Here is a 19,162-nt window from a genome sequence, read left to right as displayed (position 1 = left end):
TTTTAGCTTTATCAAGGTTATAATAATATTAGGTTCTTGTAAATTCTAAAAATGGAAATAAGAAACACTTCAACAAATTTCCCTAAAGTAGTAATCGTTGGTGGTGGATTTGGTGGTATTCAATTAGCAAAAAATCTAAGGGACAAAGATGTACAGGTACTAATGCTCGACAAGCATAATTATCATACATTTCAGCCTTTATTGTATCAGGTTGCTACAGGCGGACTTGAAGCTGATTCTATCGCATTTCCATTACGTAAAATATTTAAGGGACAGAAAAACTTCAGCTTCCGTGTTGCAGAAGTAAAGAAAATACATCCGGAAAGAAAAGCAATCACTACTACGATCGGCGAATTCTTCTATGATTACCTGATCCTGGCTACTGGATCTGACTCCAATTACTTTGGATCAAAAGAGCTGGAGCATTACACAATGCCGATGAAATCTATCCCGGAAGCATTGAACCTTAGGAATATGCTACTGCAAAATCTGGAACAATCACTGATTGAAACAGATCCTGCAAAAAAAGCGGGACTGCTAAATTTCGTAGTTGTAGGTGGAGGTCCGACAGGGGTAGAATTATCTGGTGCATTATCTGAGTTGAAAAGGCACGTCCTCAAAAAAGATTATCCGGAACTAGATATTTCTCAGGTACATATCTACCTGGTTGAAGGTGCACCGGTTCTTCTAGGCCCGATGTCTCCTCAATCTCAAAGTCATGCCCGCGAATTCCTTACAGAGATGGGTGTTACAGTACTTACTGACGTTAAGCTAAACTCCTATGATGGTGAAGTGATCAAGCTTTCAAACGGTCAGGACATTATTACTAAAAACGTCTTGTGGTCTGCAGGGGTAAAGGGAGCATTCCCTGAAGGTATACCTCAGGATAAGATAGTGCGTGGTGGAAGAATTAAGGTGGATGAGTTTAATCGCATCGACGGATTTAAAGACATCTTTGCTATCGGCGACTGTGCTGCAATGCAAACAGAAGGATTTCCGAACGGACATCCAGGAGTAGCACCTGTAGCAGTACAACAGGGGAAACACCTTGCAAAGAACATCCTGAAGATCTTTAACAATGAAGATCCGGAGCCGTTTAAGTATTTTGACAAGGGATCTATGGCAACAGTAGGACGTAACAGAGCCGTTGTTGATATAGGTAAAATTCGCTTCCAAGGTGTATTCGCCTGGTTTGTATGGATGTTCGTTCACTTGATCACCCTTGTTGGATTCAGAAATAAGCTTGTTGTTTTTGTAAACTGGGTATGGAGTTACTTTAGTTTAGACAGAGGAACCCGTTTAATCATTGGTAAATTTAAGCGTAAGCCCCTTATAGAGGAAGAGCCGTATGAAAAAAGCCAAAAAGGACAAACCGTATTCTAGAAATAAAATAATATGCCTGGCAATAAGTCAGGCATATTATTTTATTTCCAATATTGCTATTTGCTCAGTACCATCTTATAATGCTGTATACCAGCTTCTTCAAACAAGTCTCCTTCAGCCACAAAATTTAGCTTTTTATACAATCCCATCGCGGTTACTTGTGCATGAAGGTACACGTATTCCGCATTTGAGGGTAAATCTGTAAGAACAGCCTCAACGAGCTTCTGCCCTACTCCCATTCCTCTAAATTCTTTTAAAACTGCGAAGCGTTCGAGCTTATACCCTTTTTCTGTTTGTCTCCATCGTGCCGCCCCTGCTGGCTCCGAACTTACTGTAGCAAGAAAATGCACAGATTCTTCTTCAAATTCCCATTCCAGTTCCGGGGGACAATGTTGCTCCTCTACAAAAACCTCCCTTCGAATAGCAAATACGGTCTCTAGATTTTCCTGACTATTCACCTTAATTACCTGAATTTCTTTATTCTCCATGTTGATGTCTTGGATTACCTTATTTGCATATGTTGTAGGAAAACTCCTCTCTCTAAAGTATGTTCAAAAAATAACCCCCGTTGAGCATCAACGGGGGTTAGATTAATCATTTTAAACTAATTACAATTTAGAATTAACATCTAAACAGTTTAGATCAGAAAATGCCTGAGTTAAGCGTTTAACAAAAGTTTCTTCGCCTTTACGTAACCAAACACGTGGATCATAGTATTTTTTGTTTGGAGAATCCGGACCCTCAGGATTTCCGATTTGTCCCTGAAGATAGTCTTTCTTCGCTTCGTAGTAATCGTGAATTCCTTCCCAGAATGCCCATTGCATATCTGTATCGATATTCATTTTGATCGCTCCGTAAGAGATTGCCTCTCTGATCTCTTCCTGAGAAGAACCGGAACCACCATGGAATACGAAATTGATCGGCTTTTCTGCCTCTAAACCTAATTCATTCTTCAGGTAATCCTGAGAATTTTTAAGGATCACAGGTTGTAATTTCACATTACCTGGCTTATAAACACCATGGACATTACCGAAAGCCGCAGCGATTGTAAATCTATGGCTAACTGTGCTTAATTCTTTATAAGCGTATGCTACTTCTTCTGGTTGAGTATAGAGTTTAGAGCTGTCTACGTCCGAGTTATCTACACCATCTTCCTCTCCACCTGTTACACCAAGCTCGATTTCGATAGTCATCCCTAGAGCTTTCATGCGCTCAAGGTATTTTTTGCTGATCTCTATATTTTCTTCGATTGGCTCCTCAGATAGATCAAGCATGTGTGAAGAGAATAAAGGCTTACCAGTTTGTTGGTGGAAGCGCTCTCCATGAGCTAACATTCCATCAATCCAGGGTAGTAATTTCTTGGCAGCATGATCTGTGTGAAGGATTACAGCTACTCCGTAGTGCTCGGCAAGCAAATGCACGTGACGAGCTGCAGAAACTGCTCCAAGGATGCATGCATCAAGCTTCTCATTATTAAGAGATTTACCAGCGAAAAATTGTGCACCACCATTTGAAAGCTGAATAATTACCGGTGAATTAACAGCTTTTGCTGTCTCCATTACTGCATTGATGGAATTCGTTCCAATAACGTTTACAGCAGGTAATGCGAATTGGTGTTTCTTCGCCTGTTCAAATAGTTCCTGTACAGCGTCGCCGTAAAGTACTCCTTTGTAATTTTTTAGATTCATTTGTTTTTTCCTCTTTACTAAAAGCCGAAAATATAAATTTTAGTTTTAGTATAAGTGACCAAAATCAGAAATTTCTGTGTACTTGATAATAAAACTATCCTTTTCTTAAAAAATTCGTTTATTTGTACCCGCTTATTTCCAAAGACATGGCTTGGTTTAAAAGAGAGAAAAAAGGAATTTTCACTTCTACGGAAGATAAAAAAGAAGCACCTGATGGCATTTGGAATAAATGTCCGCAATGTAAGAAACCATTGCATTATGCTGAGCAGGTGGAACATAAATACGTTTGCCAATACTGTAGTTACCATTTAAGAATAGGATCTAAAGAATACTTTTCAATACTTTTCGACGATAACCAGTTTACAGAACTTTTTGCTAATCTAAAATCAGGAGACCCTTTAAATTTTTCTGACTCTAAGAAATATACAGAAAGATTAGCCGAAAGCTATACAAAAACAGGTTTGAATGATGCTATTCGTTCAGGACATGGAAAGATCAATGGGGCAGATCTTGTGGTTGCTTGTATGGATTTTAGCTTTATCGGCGGGTCTATGGGTTCTGTTGTTGGCGAAAAGATCGCCAGGTCTATTGATTATAGTATAGAGCACAAGATCCCCTTCCTGCTTATATCCAAATCTGGCGGTGCCCGAATGATGGAAGCTGCATTTTCCTTAATGCAAATGGCAAAAACGTCGGCTAAATTGGCTCTTTTGTCAAAAGCTGGGATCCCCTACATATCTTTGATGACAGATCCAACAACAGGTGGAGTTACTGCCTCATATGCAATGCTAGGAGATATAAATATCGCTGAACCAGGGGCATTAATAGGATTTGCAGGACCTCGTGTTATTAAGGAAACTATTAAGAAGGATCTTCCAAAAGGCTTCCAGACCTCCGAATTTGTTCTTGAACATGGCTTCCTTGATTTTATTGTAGACAGACGAGAAATGAAAGATAAGTTGTCTACATTCATTAAAATGGTATATACTAACTAAATTAAACATGCCATTTCTAAAGGAAATGGCATGTTACTTCTTTCAGATCAATCAACTTAACCATTTTTCCAAGCCGATAGTGAGATAATTACGAGGCTTCCTCGGGATTGTTCGTATATTATGCCCCAATGGGAATTATAATAACTTACGAAACAAAGCTCCCGCACTTTCTATAAACCTGACTATGAAGAATGCCCAAAGCATTTACTACTTAATTGGGGCTACAATTGTCATCATTGTAGTGAATACGATATTTTTTCTAATGCAATCCTCAAGGAACGCAAGGAATTACGAAGCGTCGAGAAAAACCTACGAGGTTATTGAAACAACCAACTTCCTACTGGAGAATATAAAGGATGCAGAAGCAGGCCAGAGAGCATACTTGTTAACTAACGACACTTCTTACCTTCGGCCATACAAGGAGGCCGACAAAGGCTTAAATACTGTTTACCTCAATCTCTATTCTGCCTTAACAGATAATCCTGCCCAGCACAAAAACCTTCTTAGATTAAATCAATTCATTAAAATCAAAAGGGATGAACTGGCGGAGACTATTATTCTTCACAATAAGGGACAATCAGCAAATGCTCTATTAAAAGTGCAAAGCATCTCCAGCCAAAAAACAATGGAAGAGCTGCGACAGATTATAAAGCGGATCACGACAATAGAGAAAGAAAAACTAAGCAAAAACAATGCATCCATAGAGAAGCTAACCCGCCGAACGCAGGTCTTTTCTGTAATTAGTAATTGGGTGTTGCTGGTCATAGTTATTTCATCGCTCATCAGCATTGTGCAGAACCGGGAGAAGATCTCTGAGCTATTTAAGGAAGTCGAAAAAAAGAACCAGATACTCGAAGATCAAAAGAGTGAACTCCAAAGTTTGAGTCAGGATTTGATTAAACAGAATCACGAGCTGGAACGATTCGCCTATGTGGCCTCTCACGACCTTCGGTCGCCTGGTGTAAACCTTATTGCTCTTCTTCAATTGTACGAGGAGTCTGAGGAGGAAGATGAAAAGAACAACCTGATGGATATCATCAAAGAAGTAGCAGACAACTTGATTGTTAAGCTGGATGATCTTATCGAAATGCTGCGTAGTAAACACGAGTCTTATGCTGTGCACGAACAACTGAATTTCAAGCAGGTTTACAGTCAGGTGGTCAAAAACCTTTCTGCGGATATTAAAAAATCCAACGTTACCTTGAACTACGACTTTTCAGAAGCCCCATCCATTAAATACCCGAAGAGCTACCTTGAGAGTATTCTTCAAAATTTGATCACTAACGCAATAAAGTACAGGAGCACTAAACGAGCGCCTCATATTTCGGTGAAGACCTTCACCAATAATGGTCGCATATTTATGGAGGTTAGAGATAACGGGTTAGGAATAGATCTTAAGAAGCACGGCGAAAACATTTTTGGTATCTACCAAACCTTCCATAGTAATACCAATAGTAAAGGAGTTGGACTATATATAACCAAAGCTCAGGTGGTGGCCATGGGAGGAACGATAGAGGTAGATAGTATCCCGGATCAGGGCACTACTTTCACCATCAATTTCAACTAAAGAAATTGTGACTGAAGTTAACAAGGAATAATTCCTTAGTTGGGCGGGTTACCGCGGTATATAACCATCTTAAGAAGTCTGTGTTCAGCATCTCCTCGGTCAGATACCCCTGGTCTATAAACACAGCATCCCACTGTCCGCCCTGAGCTTTATGGCAAGTAACAGCATAAGCAAACTTAACCTGCAAAGCGTTATAGTACGGGTTTTTCTTCAATTCCTCCAGCCTCTTTCTCTTATCGGGGATGTCAGCATAGTCTTCCATTACCGCGTGATAGAACCTTGAATTATCAGCCCCGGAGAGATTAGGACTTTCAGTATAAAGTGTATCCAGCAAGATCTTGCATGTTAAAGGCTCTTCATCAGGGTAATCAATAAATTCTAGTACTACATTGGCGAAGCGAAAGCCGTAAAGTTCCTCTATATTCCGCATCCTCCTCACTTTAGCTATATCACCATTAGCTATAAAAGAAGTATTGTTTTCATTCTGCTGTTGCAGCCAGTAATAATTATTCCGAACTACCATCAGATAGTCTCCCCCTGTCAGCTCTTCCTCCCTGTACAATATCCTGTTCCTGATCTGCTGATTGTAATTGTTTGCGCTCTTGTTGGAACGACAAATGACAAGGGAATTCTCTATTCCATATTTGTCATACGCATAATGCAAACCTTCGGGGAGCTTCTCGCCTGTCATACTATAGATATCCCTATAGCCTTTTACATTCAACTGTGGAAAAAGCTCCTGCTCCATCCTGATCAACTCCCGGATATTTGTAGCGTTGTACAGGATCCCTGAAGTCTTTTGCTGCCTTACCACGTCAGTAAGCTCGTAGGTGAAAAGATTCAAATAAAAGTTATCCTTCAAATATTTAACATCGAGTGCGGGACTGCTCTGAGAGCCTACCGGTGGCAGCTGAGCGGTATCACCCACCAACATCAATTTGCAGTTCTCCCCCATAAAAACATATTCGATGAGATCTGCAAGTAGGCTATTACTGCTAAAATCGGCGGACTCGTCTGAGATCATGGAGGCTTCATCAACAATAAATACAGTATCAACCGACACGTTTTGCCCGAGCACAAAGCCTCCGTTTAAATCCATTGCCGACTTCTTCCTGTAAATCCTTTTGTGAACAGTGAAAGCCTTTTTACCCGAATAGTTAGAGATCACTTTGGCTGCCCGTCCGGTAGGTGCAAGTAATACAGTTTTCATACCGGCCCGGGGAAGGGCTTTCACTAAGGCTCCAATTATTGTGGTCTTTCCAGTCCCGGCATAACCCCGCAATACAAAGCATTCCTCGCCAGCCTGAGAATGTACAAAACGTTCAAGTTGTTGGAAAACTTCCAGTTGTTGTTGGGTAGGAGTATTGGAAAACTGAGTGTTAAGCAGCGATGCAAAATTCATGAAATGTAAAAATGCACAATTAAATAATTAGTTTTGCTGTAATGAATAACATAGGTACGATTCACCTTAAAGACTATAACTTCGATTTAAGCCAGGCCGAACAGTCTGAATTACTGATAAAAGTAAGCCCCAAAAGGCTTTCGTATGCTATTATTAACGCTAGTAAACAAGTTTCCGTACTTTTCGATACCTCTTTAGACATGTCCCTTACTGAGACTATCGACGAGCTGCTATCGGAAAATGAATACCTGAAGCAGCCTTACAAAGCGGTTAAGATTTTGACAGAAACGTTCAATTTCACCTTTATTCCAGACGAGCTTTACTCAGCGTCCAACCTCGCTATTTATAAAGCTCTGTTTGCAAAGAATGCTTCTGATAAGGTTCAGGTGAACCATATTAAAAAAGCTGAAATTAGAAATGCGTTCGCTCTTCAGGAGGAGCTGACTGAAACATTGTTTGAAAGTTATCCGAACGCGCACATTTATTCTCAAGCAGAACCCCTTATAGATGGGATGATGTACAATTACCAGGGAGAGAAGCTTATTCTTCAGTTCAATGACTCTTCTTTCGAGTTGTTGATCATAGACAATCATCTAGTCCGTTTCTATAATATCTTCCAATTGCACTCCCCAGATGATTTCAATTATTATCTGCTGTTCGTCCTCCAACAGCTCGGACTTACGGAAACAGACTTCGAAGTGATCCTAGCCGGAGACATTGACAAAGAAAATCTGTTATATAAACGGGTTGAGAAATACTATAATAAGATCTCTTTCGCTAGCAATATCCGCCTTGCAAAGTTAGGTAATACCTTTAGCGGCGTGCCCGGGCACCAGTTCTTTACTCTCTTCAATTTGTACTTATGCGAATAATTGGAGGAAAATTAAAAGGCATACGGATAACTCCTCCAGCTAATTTACCGGTCCGTCCTACAACCGACATGGCTAAAGAAGCATTGTTCAATATCCTGATCAATCAGTACGATTTTGAAGACCTCAGAGTGCTTGATCTGTTCAGCGGCACAGGCAACCTTTCCCTTGAATTTGCTTCACGCGGATGTAAGGAAGTGATATCTGTAGATAAAAATACTGGTTGCTATAACTTTCTCAAGAATACAGCTAAACAGCATAACCTGGATGCAATAAAAGCCAACAGGGCGGATGTGTTTAAATTCCTTGAGCAGGAGACAGAAAGGTTTGACCTAATTTTTGCAGATCCCCCTTTCGACATACCCCAGATACCACTGATACCGGAGTTAGTTTTTAAAAAAGGCTTACTTAATCCTTCAGGTCTTTTAATTGTTGAACACCCTACTGTAAAGAGGCTGGATAACCACCCTAACTTCGTAGAACAGCGCAAATACGGCTACTCCTCCTTCAGCTTTTTCGAACTGAAGGAAACGACTTAAAAAATGGAATTTCCCATAAAAAGCTTTTACCTTTAGCAGCATGAAAACAGCTTTATTTCCAGGGTCGTTTGATCCGGTTACTATTGCCCATGTCGATATTCTAAAAAGGTCTATCTCCCTTTTCGACAAAGTGATCATTGGTATTGGAAAGAACAGCACAAAACAACCAATGCTGTCGCTTGAAACCAGGATCCAAATATTAGAAGCAGTTTTTGCCGACGAACCTACGGTAGAGGTAAAAACCTATGAAGGTTTAACTATCGACTTTTGCAGGGAGACAGGAGCCACTTACCTGCTAAGAGGAATAAGGACCGTTTCAGATTTTGAATACGAGAAGGCTATTGCACAAATGAATCATGCATTAGAGCCGTCCATAGAAAGCATATTTATTCTTAGTAATCCAGGCTATTCTTCCATAAGCTCCACCATCGTTAGAGACATACTGCGCCATAAAGGAGATGTAAGCAAGTTTATTCCGAAAGAAGCTTTGCCCTACCTCTAAACTTACTTACACCTCTGAATTTTCAGACCTTTAACAGATTAATAATTTCCTTGATAAGGGGAAAAGTATTTCTTTCCACGATTCCAAAATCTGCAGGAGCGATCCAGCGGGCGTCGGTAATATCTTCTTCCAGCTGAGGAATAAGTTTTTGGTTCTTAGCCTTCATATAATACCATGCCGTTTTCTTGAAAACGATCTGACCACGCTCCTCATATACATGCCAGGTATTACAAGCCTTATCGCCCAGCTTAGAAACCTTTATGCCACATTCTTCTTCAACTTCCCTCACTGCTGCCTTTTTAGTTTTTTCGCCTTCGTCCAGCTTACCTTTTGGAAGGTCCCATTTTCCTTTTCTAAAGATGAAAAGGTACTCATCTTTTTCGTTTTGAACTACGCCCCCTGCTGCAAGAATAACTCCAAATGAACTACGAATTTTCCGGAACGCCTTTTTAGGATCTTTAGCTAAGATCAAATAAGTAGAGGCAGGCATAGTCTTAACCAGCTTGTAGAAGCTCTTAAAATCAAACGTATTGATCTCTATTTGTTGAAAACTTCCAATGCCCTCAGGCACAAAATCAGCGATAATTAAGAGAGTATCATTAATATAAGTCTTATAGTTTTTATACATTTGCACCATGATCAACAAAAGTGAGACTGAAAAGAAAGTTGCCGAGTTTTTGTTACAAATTAAAGCAATTAAATTACAACCCAACAAACCTTTTACATGGGCATCCGGAATTAAATCTCCGATTTATTGCGACAACCGTGTAACTCTATCTCATCCTTCTATCAGAACATATATCCGTCAGCAGTTGTCTGCCCTTGTTCAGGAAGAGTTTGGTTCTGTTGGCCTAATTGCAGGAGTAGCAACGGCTGGTATACCTCAGGGTGTTTTAGTTGCTCAGGAGCTTGGACTTCCTTTCGCTTATGTAAGATCAAAACCAAAAGAACACGGAACAGGAAGTCTTATTGAAGGTGAGGTATTTGCAGGTCAGCGTGTTGTAATTGTAGAAGACCTTATATCGACAGGAAAAAGCAGTTTACAGGCAGTCAGCGCACTACGTGAGGCTGGATGTGATGTTGCCGGACTTGTAGCTATTTTCAGCTACGGACTTGACAGCGCCACAGAGAATTTCAAGGCAGCTAAATGCAGGTTCTCAACCCTTTCTAATTACGAGGCATTAATTCAATTTGCTTCGGAAAACAGTTACATTAATAACGCCGATCAGGAGTTATTACGTAAATGGCGTATCAACCCTAACGAATGGGGAAATAGCCTTGAAAAAACGACATAATTAAAAACAAATAAAATAAAACGGTCTTTAGACCTATAAGCGTCAAACTTATAGGTCTTTTTAGTTTTATAAAGCCTCGGCCGATTATTGAATATCTAATAGAAAAAACAAGATGACAGTCTTTGAAAGCAAAGTAAGAATTAACAGACCAGTTTCGGCAGTGTACCAATTCTTGTCTGACTTCAACAACCATAAGCAGTTAATGCCTGATAGTATCACTAACTGGACTTCAGATCGAGACAGTGCCAATTTTACGGTTCAGGGAATGGCGAATCTTGCCCTTAAAATTTCAAATCGTATTGAGAACAGCAGTATCATCATCGTTCCTGCAGCAGATGTTCCTTTTAACGTAGATATGCGATGGGTAGTGGTCGACCTGCATGATGGTACTACCGAAGCCGTGATTACTCTATCGGCAGAATTGAATATGATGATGAAGATGATGGCAAGCGGTCCCCTGCAGAAGCTAGTAAATCAGCAGACAGCTACCCTTGCAAGAGTTGTTTAATAAAAACAGGAAGGTCTTTAAATAAAAAGAGAGCTAACCCGAAGACTAGCTCTCTTTTACTATAACAAATACCGCTTGCTAAGCATTAAAGTTACGCTGAATAACCTCTTTCATAGCCTCCCCTACTAAGCCGTTGCTCGCTATAACTTCCCGGGAAACGAAAAACTCATCATCTCCGGCAAAGTTAAAGGCTGTCCCTCCTGCTTCACGAACGATCACTACGCCAGCAGCAATATCATAGAGATTAATATTGTACTCGAAATAGCCGTCGAATCTGCCACATGCCACGTAAGCCATATCTACTGCTGCTGAACCCATTCTTCTAATTCCATGGCTCTGCTGCATAAACTCACGCACTACATTCAGATACTGATTTTCCTTCTCGAAATTATAGTAAGGAAAACCTGTAGCCAACAACGTTTGATTCAACTCTGTATTCTTAGTAACCTTTATCTTCTTACCATTCAAAAATGCCCCGCCATCCTTCCAGGCATAGAAGCATTCGTTAAGGTTCACTTCATACACTACGCCCAGAACTAACTCTTTATTTTGCTCCAGAGCGATACTGACGGAGAAGATCGGTAAGCCATGGATGAAATTAGTAGTACCATCTAAAGGGTCAACGATCCAGTTATACACCTCACCCTTTTTGTTTATTGTCTCTTCTTCGGTGATATATCCTGCTTCAGGTAATAACTGAGACAACCTTGCTACGATCTTCTCTTCTGCAGTCTTATCCACGTAAGAGACAAGGTTATTATATCCTTTGTATTCTATGCTGTCTGCGTCAAACTTTTGTGCTTCTTCACGTATAAAACCTCCTACTTCTTTCGCCAGTACGATTACTTCGGTTGTTAAACTTTGTAGATCCATTTTTATGCTATAGATGTTTTTTTTTGAGAATATTTAATTTGCTGTTCATCGGTCGCAAAGAACCGCTAATTTCTTTTACCCTCTGTTTGCAAGCTTCCGCCCATACGGGTTTTGCGATGATTATTAATAGCCCATATAGAGCCAATTACTCCTGTCAGAACCATAATGAATGAAATAAGCTGCGCCTGTGTGAAAGCCATTCCAAATGCATGATAAAGGGAATTAACACGAATATGTTCTATTAAAAACCGTTCTATGCCATTTAAGATCAGATAAAGGAACCACATAAGACCCACGGCATGAATTCGTTTTCTGAGAGACCAAAGAATAGCGAAAAGAATTAAACACATGATCACTTCGTAAAATGGCGTAGGGTAAACTCCCACCGGAAGTTCATGGCAAAACCTTCCCTCACAACCCGGAATAGGAACTCCTTCATTGATCACATTGTGGGGATATTTGAAGGACCATACCCAGTCTGGCGCCCAGCTCAACCATCCAGGTTTAGCAGAGGGTGTGGGAAGACCCCAATCTCCATCTCCGGACATGTGACAACCAATACGGCCAACCGCATAAGCGAGCATCATTCCAGGACCGCCAACATCAAGCATGTGAATGGGCTTTATACCATTCTTATTAGCAATGTATAATACAGCTGCACCTCCGCAGATTAAACCACCATAGAACGTTAAGCCACTAAAAGACAGAAGCCCTTCTATAGGATCTCTCATAAAATCGTCCCAATATTCGAGATTGTGGAAGATCTTAGCTCCGAGAAACCCCCACACTGCAGCCCATACGATCATATTGCTCATTAGCTGATATGGATGCACGGTTTCCTCTACCACTCGCGGCTTATCAAGCGCATTCTTTTTCTTATCCGAGTAAGCGAGATAAGCAAAAAGAGCAGCAAGAAGAATGCCTCCAATGAAATTACCATTTGTTGAAAGAATAAACTCCTGAGGGTTATTTACAAAATCAGAGTAATTTAAAATCCCATATAACAACTTGTAACCAACAACGAATCCAAAGACAGCGTTAACTATAAGCTCGGATGTAGTGGCAGGCTCCCCTACTTTCACTTTCTGAGTAAAAGGATGTATAAGTCCCAGAGCTTCCTTCCTTTTAAGTTCCTCTGAAAAAGCCCAGTATCCTGCCATAAAAGCCAGTGCTACAAAAAAGCCGAAGGTTTGTATAGGCAAGGGAATGTTTATACCTGTTAAGTATTCTATTAAATAAGATAGCGTAGGAAACATGCGGCTAAGATAAAGAATGGAAAGGGGAAAGCGAAAAGCAGAAAGCTCAAAGCGAAAAGCAGAAAGAAGAAAGCTCAAAGCCTAAAGCGAAAAGTAGAAAGCTCAAAGAAGAAAGCTCAAGGCGAAAAGCAGAAAGCTCAAAGCTTACAGCTAAGAGCTCACCCCTACTAATGATGCAGCTCTTCCTGCAGCTCCACAACCTCCACTTCGCCCTCTGGAGAAATACCGGTAAGATTCACCCTTCTTAATTCATTAACTGCAACGGGATCGTATTTAGCTCTTACTTTTACATAGTTCTCCGTAAAGCCATTCATAATTCCATCCTTATGATCGCCTTCAAACAGCACTACCGCATCTTTTCCAACTTGTGTTTCATAGAAAGCTCTGCGCTTTTTATCCGAAAGGATATGGAGCATTTTGCTACGGTCTGCTCTTTGAGATCCGGGTACGCTGCCATCCATTTCTGCTGCCGGAGTATTCTCCCTTTCAGAGTAGGTAAACACATGGAGATAAGAAATATTAAGATCGTTCAGGAAATTATAGGTATCTATAAAATCTTCCCTGCTTTCACCAGGGAAACCTACGATCACATCCACACCGATACAACAATCCGGCATTATCTCCTTGATCTTCGCTACTCTTTCTACATATAATTCCCGGCGATAACGTCTTCTCATTAGTCCTAAAATCTTATTAGAACCAGACTGCAATGGGATATGGAAGTGAGGAACAAACTTCTTTGATGTAGAAACAAACTCGATGATCTCGTTGGTTAAAAGATTAGGTTCTATAGACGAGATCCTGAACCGCTCAATTCCTTCAACCTCATCCAATGCTTTTACAAGATCAAAAAAGCGGTCTTCCCTCTTTCCTTCCCTGATTCCGAAATCTCCGATATTAACTCCTGTTAATACGATCTCCTTAACTCCTGAAGCCGCAATTTCTTCGGCTTGTTTAACAATATTCTCAATTGTATCGCTTCTGCTTGACCCGCGAGCAAGGGGAATAGTGCAGAAAGTACAGGAGTAATCGCAGCCATCCTGCACCTTTAAAAAAGTACGGGTACGATCGCCATAAGAATAAGAAGCTACGAATTCCTTAGCTTCCTCAATAGGCTGATTGAAAACCAGGGTTTTTGGTTGTTTAGTAAAGTCTTTAACGTAATCGATAAGCTGAAACTTTTCAGCTGCACCAAGCACAATATCAACTCCTGGTATCTCAGAGATCTCTTTAGGTTTTAATTGTGCATAGCAACCCACGATCATGATATAAGCATTTGGTGAATGCTTTAATGCTTCCTTAACCACCTTACGGCATTTCTTATCCGCATTGTCAGTTACTGAACAGGTATTGATCAGGTAAACATCAGCTTTATCTGTAAACTCAACAGTTTCAAATCCAGCTGCTTTAAACTGTCTCCCTATTGTTGAAGTTTCTGAATAATTTAACTTACAACCCAGCGTATAGAATGCTACTTTCCTGCTCATAATCAAGGCGCAAAGATACTAAAAACTGAAATTGAAATTTATTAAAGTACTGCAATAAAGTCATAATTGAGAAGAGTCAGAAAACCCCGACTCTTCTCAATTAAATATCACCAGTTAGTGTATTCCAGAATTGTTCCAAGTTTCCTAAGAGCTTCTCTCATTGCAGTATCGCTAACGTTTGAAAAGTTTAAACGAAGGGTCTGGGGATCCGGAGATGAAGCATAAAAACTATCGCCCGGCACAAAGATGACGTTTTGCTCGATCGCTTTGGCAAGGAAATCGCGTGCATGGGTCGTGCTTGGTAAACTTAACCAAGTAAACATTCCCCCTTCAGGTCGATTGTACTGAACGTTCTCCGGGAAGTATTCCTCTATGCAACTCAACATCACGTCCCTCTGGTATTTGTATTGCTTAACTATTTTAAATACTTGCTGGTCCAGATCATAGGTAGAAAGGAACTCAAACAGAATATGCTGGGATAAATTATTTGAATGCAGATCGGAAGCCTGTTTCATTATCGTTGCCTTCCGGATAATGTCTCTGTGGGCAACCATCCAGCCAACCCGTAATCCTGGCGCAACGGTTTTAGAGAACGAGCCCAGCAGGATAGTTTTCTCGGGCAGGTGGGCATAAATAGGTAGGGCTTTTTTATCAGAAAAGGAAATATCGCCATAAGGATCGTCTTCAATGATCATTGCAGGATAACGGGAGGAAATCTCTGCAACCATTCTTCGCTTTTCTTCAGAATAATGAAGACCGGTAGGATTTTGGAAGTTGGGGATGCAATAGAAGAGCTTAGGATTACAATTAAACATTTTCTCTTCAAACTCGTCTGGATCCACCCCATCATTATGCAAAGTCACCTCTTCAAACTGCGCCTGAAAGAGGGACAAAGACTGTAAGGCGCCGAGATAGGTCGGACGTTCGAGCAGGACTTTGTCACCGGCATCCAGAAACACCTTCCCTAAAAGATCGAGAGCCTGTTGAGAACCACTGGTAATGAGGATTTGATCTACTGAGATATTTAAGCCAAACTTCTGATGATATCGAGCTGCAATATATTCCCGTAAAGGATAATAACCTTCTGTTTCAGAATATTGAAGAACCTGCGCTCCCCTCTTCTGAAATACCTTTGCGGCACAATTCTCCAGTTCCTGCACTGGGAAGAGTGAAGGATTAGGCAGCCCTCCTGCAAAAGAAACAATGTTGGGCTTGCTTGTTACTTTTAAGATTTCACGGATAAACGATTGCGGTACCTGCTGTACCCTTTCCGCAAATTGATAGTGTGGGGTTTCTACTGTCATATTGATTCTGTTGATTTTTTTTCTGCATAAAAAAACCCCCCGTTTTTGGCGGGAGGCTTCGACTATTAAAGTTTTTAATTATCAATCCTCCCGCCATGGACACACGACAGCCACAACCACTGCAATAATGGCTACTGAAAGATTAATATTTACTACTGTTAATTTCATAATTGCTTAAAACAACAAAAGCCCGTCTTTTCGGGACGGGCTTTTGCTGTATGTTTAAAATAAATACGCTCCCCGTCAGCTGGCTTTAATGGCCACTGCTACGACTACTGCGATATTTACTTTGTTAATTGTCATGTCTTATTTTCAAATATAGAAGATCCCGCTATTGAACAAAAATATTTTTTAAATTTCTTAGGCCCAATCGATACCTTTTTTAAGTAGAGACAATGTTTTTTCCTCTTCACTTCCAGCTTCCGGCTTGAAGTTATACGCCCAATTGGCCTGTGGCGGAAGACTCATTAATATAGATTCAATACGACCGTTCGTTTCTAACCCGAACTTGGTACCTGCATCATAAACCAGGTTAAACTCTACATAGCGACTTCTACGTTGGTATTGCCATTGCTTCTGTTGCTCTGTAAAAACCTCATTTCTATGACGATTAACCAACTCTTTATAAATAGGCACAAATGATCGTCCTACTTCTTTTGAAAACTCAAAGATCTTTCTCCAGCCAATTCCCGCAGTCTTAGGATTCAAACGATCATAAAATATTCCACCAATCCCCCTTGTCTCTTCCCGGTGCTTAATAAAGAAATAATCGTCTGCCCATTTCTTGAACCTGGAATAAAACTCCTGATTATAATGGTCACAAACTTCTTTTAGATACTGATGAAAGAAGCGAGCATCCTGTTCATATACGTAGTGAGGGGTAACATCTATACCGCCCCCGAACCAGCGAATATCTTCATTCATTTCGAAGTACCGGATATTCATGTGAATGATCGGAACAAGCGGATGATTAGGATGAATAACGATAGACACACCTGTAGCAAAAAAGTCGTCCTCCTCCACTTTGAATGACTTTTTCACAGCCTCTGGTAATTGCCCGTAAACTGCAGAGAAGTTCACGCCTCCTTTTTCAAGGATGTTTCCGTTTTGAATAACGCGGGTTCTGCCACCGCCGCCTCCTTCTCGTTCCCAAAGTTCCTGCTGAAAGGTTGCACCCCCGTCCAGGGCTTCCAATCCTGCACAGATCTCGTCCTGGATCACCTGATAGTCTGCGGCAATTTCTTCTTTGCTAATCATAGCGACAAAGATGCTAAATATTACTGTTCAATGTAATCAAGATCCTTACCAAAACTCTCCCGCAACTGACTAAGAGAAAACAAAGCCAGGGTAGAAAGCAGTATAGTCAGGATATACGCGGCTGTGATAATGTTAAACTTCTCAACAAAAAATTCGAAAAGGAAAGTAATAGGAATTAAAGCACCCCTCACAAAATTAGGTACAGTGGTAGTTACAGTAGCCCTGATATTAGTTCCAAACTGTTCAGAGGCAATAGTTACGAAGGTAGCCCAGTAGCCTACCGATATCCCAAGGAACAAACATAACCAAAGGAATCTGGTGCTATCCATACCCTTGCTTGACAGGTAAACAAGAATAGCAAGTATGGACAATATGTGGAAGACAAACATTGTTTTTTTCCGCGACTTAGTAGCCTGGGCAAGCAAGCCAGCGAAGATATCACCGATAGCAATACCTATATAAGTATACATTATGCCCTTACCTGCACTCAATGGCTCAGTTGCGCCTAAGGCTTTACCTATTTCTGGCGATTGTGTTACCAGTATACCTACAACAAACCAAAGAGGAGCTCCGATAAAAATACAGTTCAGATATTTAAATAAGTTCTTTGGTTTCCCCAGGATCAGCATCACATTCCCCTTTTCAACCTTCTTATGTGCAACCTCATTGAACATTCCGGATTCGAAAGTTCCAACCCTTAGGAACAGAAGTACCATTCCTAATCCCCCGCCTACAAAATAAGCGGTACGCCAATCGTACATCTCATGTATCTGATTAGCCAGAACTGCTCCGAATAATCCAACCCCTGCAACGATCATGGTCCCATACCCACGATTCTCTTTACTCATGCTTTCGCTTACCAGCGTTATCCCAGCTCCAAGCTCTCCTGCAAGCCCAATTCCCGCAATTAATCTTACGAAGGCATAAGTATCGATATCGTTAACCAGACCGTTGGCTATATTAGCCAGGGAATACATTAGGATAGAACCGAAAAGAACTTTGATACGCCCTAATTTATCGCCCATTATTCCCCAAAGAATACCACCTATCAGCAGACCTCCCATTTGCATGTTGATCACATACTCCCCCATTACGCGCATCTGGTCGTCGGCTATTCCAAGGTCCTTGAAGCTTTCTATCCTTACAATCGAAAAAAGCACAAGATCATAGATATCCACGAAATAGCCCAGAGCTGCAACAATAACAAGAAAGATAACATTTCTGGAAGAATCAATTTTACTCATACGTTCATAATTGGAGGGGCTGAAACTACGAATAAAATTGAAAACGGAAAAGGTGTAATAGCCGCGATTCTCTTGTTGGTGACTACACCAACAAGGGAGAAGGGCACAGCTAGCAGTAGTCTAAAATCTAACTAAGGACTAGGTACTGGCACTTTACCCGGACCTTTCATTGAAGAAGTATCCTGGTTTAAACTTCCTGAATCCATCGCCTCTCTTGTGGCTCCAGGAGCAGTTGCACCTGTTGTATCCACCCACTGAGTATCTATATTCACCATCGAATCCGAGTCGGCCGACCCAGCTTCGTTCATTCCCTGATTACCACCACTGCTGCAGGCGTTAGCGAAAGAAGCAGCAATTACAACCAATAGAACTTTAAGAAATCTCGTCTCCATAAGCATGTATTTAAAATCTCTAAGTATAGATTCAACGTTCATGCCAATATTAGTTTTAGGACTGCAAAAATTTCAACTCTAAGCTTTAAATGCAGATATTCGTTGGCATGCGTGTCTCCGAAAATACCTTAAAATGGCTATTACGATTTTATCCGCCCCTATTACTGCAACGTGTGTGGGTGAAAAAATTCGAAAAAGGATTTACAGGTGTAGAGGTCAAAATTTTAAAAAGTATATTAAATATTAATTACAACCGTTCAATATTCGGAGGTTCTATCTTTAGCGCTACAGATGCTTTTCATCCTATCTTATTTCATGAACTTTTGGCTAACAGAGGGATACGAACCAAAATCTGGGTAAAACGCTCAGAGATTGAATTTGTAAAGCCTGCGTATAAGGACCTTTATTTTAAAATTAATATTACAGAAGCAGAGATCTTAGATATTTGTACTAAATTAAGTGAGTTTGGAAAGCTGCTACAGCAAAACACGATAGAGGTTTACGACAAAGAGCAACAACTCTGCGCCCTTGTAAAGAACGAAGTATATATCCGGTATTTACAGGGGAAATCAAACAATTAAAGAACTGGGAGATTTAAATA

General features: G+C 40.6%; 20 protein-coding genes. 9 read left to right on the top strand and 11 right to left on the bottom strand.

Annotation, left to right across the window (positions count from 1 at the left end; all coding sequences use genetic code 11):
* Positions 1-51: 51 nt before the first annotated feature.
* Complete coding sequence (locus J4N25_RS15385) at positions 52-1,383, top strand: NAD(P)/FAD-dependent oxidoreductase (protein ID WP_207422679.1); 1,332 nt, start codon at positions 52-54, stop codon at positions 1,381-1,383.
* Between the two features lie 56 nt (positions 1,384-1,439).
* On the opposite strand, the gene J4N25_RS15380 is transcribed toward J4N25_RS15385, so the two are convergent.
* Together J4N25_RS15380 and fbaA are read right to left on the bottom strand one after the other, a co-directional pair.
* A complete protein-coding gene (locus J4N25_RS15380) occupies positions 1,440-1,871 on the bottom strand; it encodes a GNAT family N-acetyltransferase (protein WP_207422678.1) in 432 nt (143 codons plus the stop codon).
* A 120-nt stretch (positions 1,872-1,991) separates the two neighbouring features.
* Positions 1,992-3,071, bottom strand: a complete 1,080-nt coding sequence (fbaA, locus tag J4N25_RS15375; protein WP_207422677.1) for a class II fructose-bisphosphate aldolase — start codon at positions 3,069-3,071, stop codon at positions 1,992-1,994.
* A gap of 146 nt (positions 3,072-3,217) precedes the next feature.
* Here fbaA and accD point away from each other — a divergent pair, with 146 nt between their 5' ends.
* A complete protein-coding gene (gene accD, locus J4N25_RS15370; protein ID WP_207422676.1) occupies positions 3,218-4,066 on the top strand; it encodes an acetyl-CoA carboxylase, carboxyltransferase subunit beta in 849 nt (282 codons plus the stop codon).
* 184 nt (positions 4,067-4,250) lie between these two features.
* The gene (locus tag J4N25_RS15365; RefSeq protein WP_207422675.1) at positions 4,251-5,633 is read left to right on the top strand and encodes a sensor histidine kinase; all 1,383 of its coding nucleotides are present in this window, start codon (positions 4,251-4,253) and stop codon (positions 5,631-5,633) included.
* Here the strand turns inward: J4N25_RS15365 and J4N25_RS15360 are convergent.
* Complete coding sequence (locus J4N25_RS15360; protein WP_207422674.1) at positions 5,626-7,035, bottom strand: ATP-dependent DNA helicase; 1,410 nt, start codon at positions 7,033-7,035, stop codon at positions 5,626-5,628. The genes J4N25_RS15365 and J4N25_RS15360 overlap by 8 nt on opposite strands.
* Positions 7,036-7,076: 41 nt before the next feature.
* Between J4N25_RS15360 and J4N25_RS15355 the strand changes: the two genes are divergently transcribed.
* The 3 genes from J4N25_RS15355 to coaD are packed head-to-tail and all read left to right on the top strand — an operon-like array spanning position 7,077 to position 8,945.
* On the top strand, positions 7,077-7,907 hold the full coding sequence (locus J4N25_RS15355; RefSeq protein ID WP_207422673.1) for a DUF3822 family protein: 831 nt from the start codon (positions 7,077-7,079) through the stop codon (positions 7,905-7,907).
* On the top strand, positions 7,898-8,443 hold the full coding sequence (locus tag J4N25_RS15350) for an RsmD family RNA methyltransferase (protein ID WP_207422672.1): 546 nt from the start codon (positions 7,898-7,900) through the stop codon (positions 8,441-8,443). Before J4N25_RS15355 ends, J4N25_RS15350 begins: the two co-directional genes overlap by 10 nt.
* 40 nt (positions 8,444-8,483) lie before the next feature.
* Positions 8,484-8,945: a pantetheine-phosphate adenylyltransferase gene (coaD, locus tag J4N25_RS15345; RefSeq protein ID WP_207422671.1), complete on the top strand. Its 462-nt coding sequence runs from the start codon at positions 8,484-8,486 to the stop codon at positions 8,943-8,945.
* Between the two features lie 22 nt (positions 8,946-8,967).
* Here coaD and J4N25_RS15340 read toward each other — a convergent pair whose 3' ends face one another.
* Positions 8,968-9,573 (bottom strand): NUDIX hydrolase, encoded by a 606-nt coding sequence (locus J4N25_RS15340; RefSeq protein WP_207422670.1) that lies wholly within the window; start codon positions 9,571-9,573, stop codon positions 8,968-8,970.
* A 7-nt stretch (positions 9,574-9,580) separates the two neighbouring features.
* Here J4N25_RS15340 and pyrE point away from each other — a divergent pair, with 7 nt between their 5' ends.
* A complete protein-coding gene (pyrE, locus tag J4N25_RS15335) occupies positions 9,581-10,240 on the top strand; it encodes an orotate phosphoribosyltransferase (RefSeq protein ID WP_207422669.1) in 660 nt (219 codons plus the stop codon).
* 112 nt (positions 10,241-10,352) lie between these two features.
* Entirely contained in the window at positions 10,353-10,748 is a 396-nt protein-coding gene (locus tag J4N25_RS15330) for an SRPBCC family protein (protein ID WP_207422668.1), read from the top strand.
* A gap of 78 nt (positions 10,749-10,826) precedes the next feature.
* Here the strand turns inward: J4N25_RS15330 and J4N25_RS15325 are convergent, their stop codons facing one another.
* From J4N25_RS15325 to J4N25_RS15295, 7 genes are all read right to left on the bottom strand, one after another.
* On the bottom strand, positions 10,827-11,621 hold the full coding sequence (locus J4N25_RS15325) for an inositol monophosphatase family protein (RefSeq protein ID WP_207422667.1): 795 nt from the start codon (positions 11,619-11,621) through the stop codon (positions 10,827-10,829).
* A 65-nt stretch (positions 11,622-11,686) separates the two neighbouring features.
* The gene (locus J4N25_RS15320) at positions 11,687-12,877 is read right to left on the bottom strand and encodes a prolipoprotein diacylglyceryl transferase (protein WP_207422666.1); all 1,191 of its coding nucleotides are present in this window, start codon (positions 12,875-12,877) and stop codon (positions 11,687-11,689) included.
* A 167-nt stretch (positions 12,878-13,044) separates the two neighbouring features.
* Positions 13,045-14,364 (bottom strand): tRNA (N(6)-L-threonylcarbamoyladenosine(37)-C(2))-methylthiotransferase MtaB, encoded by a 1,320-nt coding sequence (gene mtaB / locus J4N25_RS15315; RefSeq protein ID WP_207422665.1) that lies wholly within the window; start codon positions 14,362-14,364, stop codon positions 13,045-13,047.
* Between the two features lie 107 nt (positions 14,365-14,471).
* The gene (locus tag J4N25_RS15310) at positions 14,472-15,668 is read right to left on the bottom strand and encodes an aminotransferase-like domain-containing protein (protein WP_207422664.1); all 1,197 of its coding nucleotides are present in this window, start codon (positions 15,666-15,668) and stop codon (positions 14,472-14,474) included.
* A 360-nt stretch (positions 15,669-16,028) separates the two neighbouring features.
* Complete coding sequence (hemF, locus tag J4N25_RS15305) at positions 16,029-16,925, bottom strand: oxygen-dependent coproporphyrinogen oxidase (RefSeq protein WP_207422663.1); 897 nt, start codon at positions 16,923-16,925, stop codon at positions 16,029-16,031.
* Positions 16,926-16,945: 20 nt separating this feature from the next.
* Positions 16,946-18,169 (bottom strand): MFS transporter, encoded by a 1,224-nt coding sequence (locus J4N25_RS15300; protein ID WP_207422662.1) that lies wholly within the window; start codon positions 18,167-18,169, stop codon positions 16,946-16,948.
* Between the two features lie 131 nt (positions 18,170-18,300).
* The gene (locus J4N25_RS15295; RefSeq protein WP_207422661.1) at positions 18,301-18,561 is read right to left on the bottom strand and encodes a hypothetical protein; all 261 of its coding nucleotides are present in this window, start codon (positions 18,559-18,561) and stop codon (positions 18,301-18,303) included.
* 89 nt (positions 18,562-18,650) lie between these two features.
* Between J4N25_RS15295 and J4N25_RS15290 the strand changes: the two genes are divergently transcribed.
* Positions 18,651-19,142 (top strand): YiiD C-terminal domain-containing protein, encoded by a 492-nt coding sequence (locus tag J4N25_RS15290; RefSeq protein WP_242695905.1) that lies wholly within the window; start codon positions 18,651-18,653, stop codon positions 19,140-19,142.
* Positions 19,143-19,162 lie beyond the last annotated feature (20 nt).

The organism is Desertivirga brevis, assembly GCF_017355835.1.
Note: the sequence above shows the minus strand (reverse complement) of the source record. Positions and strands in the feature narration are given on the sequence as shown.

Excerpts from the sequence above, each read along its gene's own strand:
- J4N25_RS15330 (WP_207422668.1), top strand. The coding sequence starts at position 10,353 with ATGACAGTCTTTGAAAGCAAAGTAAGAATTAACAGACCAGTTTCGGCA.
- coaD (WP_207422671.1), top strand. The coding sequence starts at position 8,484 with ATGAAAACAGCTTTATTTCCAGGGTCGTTTGATCCGGTTACTATTGCC.
- J4N25_RS15355 (WP_207422673.1), top strand. The coding sequence starts at position 7,077 with ATGAATAACATAGGTACGATTCACCTTAAAGACTATAACTTCGATTTA.
- J4N25_RS15310 (WP_207422664.1), bottom strand. The coding sequence starts at position 15,668 with ATGACAGTAGAAACCCCACACTATCAATTTGCGGAAAGGGTACAGCAG.
- mtaB (WP_207422665.1), bottom strand. The coding sequence starts at position 14,364 with ATGAGCAGGAAAGTAGCATTCTATACGCTGGGTTGTAAGTTAAATTAT.
- accD (WP_207422676.1), top strand. The coding sequence starts at position 3,218 with ATGGCTTGGTTTAAAAGAGAGAAAAAAGGAATTTTCACTTCTACGGAA.
- J4N25_RS15340 (WP_207422670.1), bottom strand. The coding sequence starts at position 9,573 with ATGTATAAAAACTATAAGACTTATATTAATGATACTCTCTTAATTATC.
- J4N25_RS15325 (WP_207422667.1), bottom strand. The coding sequence starts at position 11,621 with ATGGATCTACAAAGTTTAACAACCGAAGTAATCGTACTGGCGAAAGAA.
- J4N25_RS15320 (WP_207422666.1), bottom strand. The coding sequence starts at position 12,877 with ATGTTTCCTACGCTATCTTATTTAATAGAATACTTAACAGGTATAAAC.
- hemF (WP_207422663.1), bottom strand. The coding sequence starts at position 16,925 with ATGATTAGCAAAGAAGAAATTGCCGCAGACTATCAGGTGATCCAGGAC.
- J4N25_RS15385 (WP_207422679.1), top strand. The coding sequence starts at position 52 with ATGGAAATAAGAAACACTTCAACAAATTTCCCTAAAGTAGTAATCGTT.
- J4N25_RS15295 (WP_207422661.1), bottom strand. The coding sequence starts at position 18,561 with ATGGAGACGAGATTTCTTAAAGTTCTATTGGTTGTAATTGCTGCTTCT.
- J4N25_RS15300 (WP_207422662.1), bottom strand. The coding sequence starts at position 18,169 with ATGAGTAAAATTGATTCTTCCAGAAATGTTATCTTTCTTGTTATTGTT.
- J4N25_RS15290 (WP_242695905.1), top strand. The coding sequence starts at position 18,651 with ATGCAGATATTCGTTGGCATGCGTGTCTCCGAAAATACCTTAAAATGG.
- J4N25_RS15360 (WP_207422674.1), bottom strand. The coding sequence starts at position 7,035 with ATGAATTTTGCATCGCTGCTTAACACTCAGTTTTCCAATACTCCTACC.
- J4N25_RS15350 (WP_207422672.1), top strand. The coding sequence starts at position 7,898 with ATGCGAATAATTGGAGGAAAATTAAAAGGCATACGGATAACTCCTCCA.
- J4N25_RS15365 (WP_207422675.1), top strand. The coding sequence starts at position 4,251 with ATGAAGAATGCCCAAAGCATTTACTACTTAATTGGGGCTACAATTGTC.
- fbaA (WP_207422677.1), bottom strand. The coding sequence starts at position 3,071 with ATGAATCTAAAAAATTACAAAGGAGTACTTTACGGCGACGCTGTACAG.
- pyrE (WP_207422669.1), top strand. The coding sequence starts at position 9,581 with ATGATCAACAAAAGTGAGACTGAAAAGAAAGTTGCCGAGTTTTTGTTA.
- J4N25_RS15380 (WP_207422678.1), bottom strand. The coding sequence starts at position 1,871 with ATGGAGAATAAAGAAATTCAGGTAATTAAGGTGAATAGTCAGGAAAAT.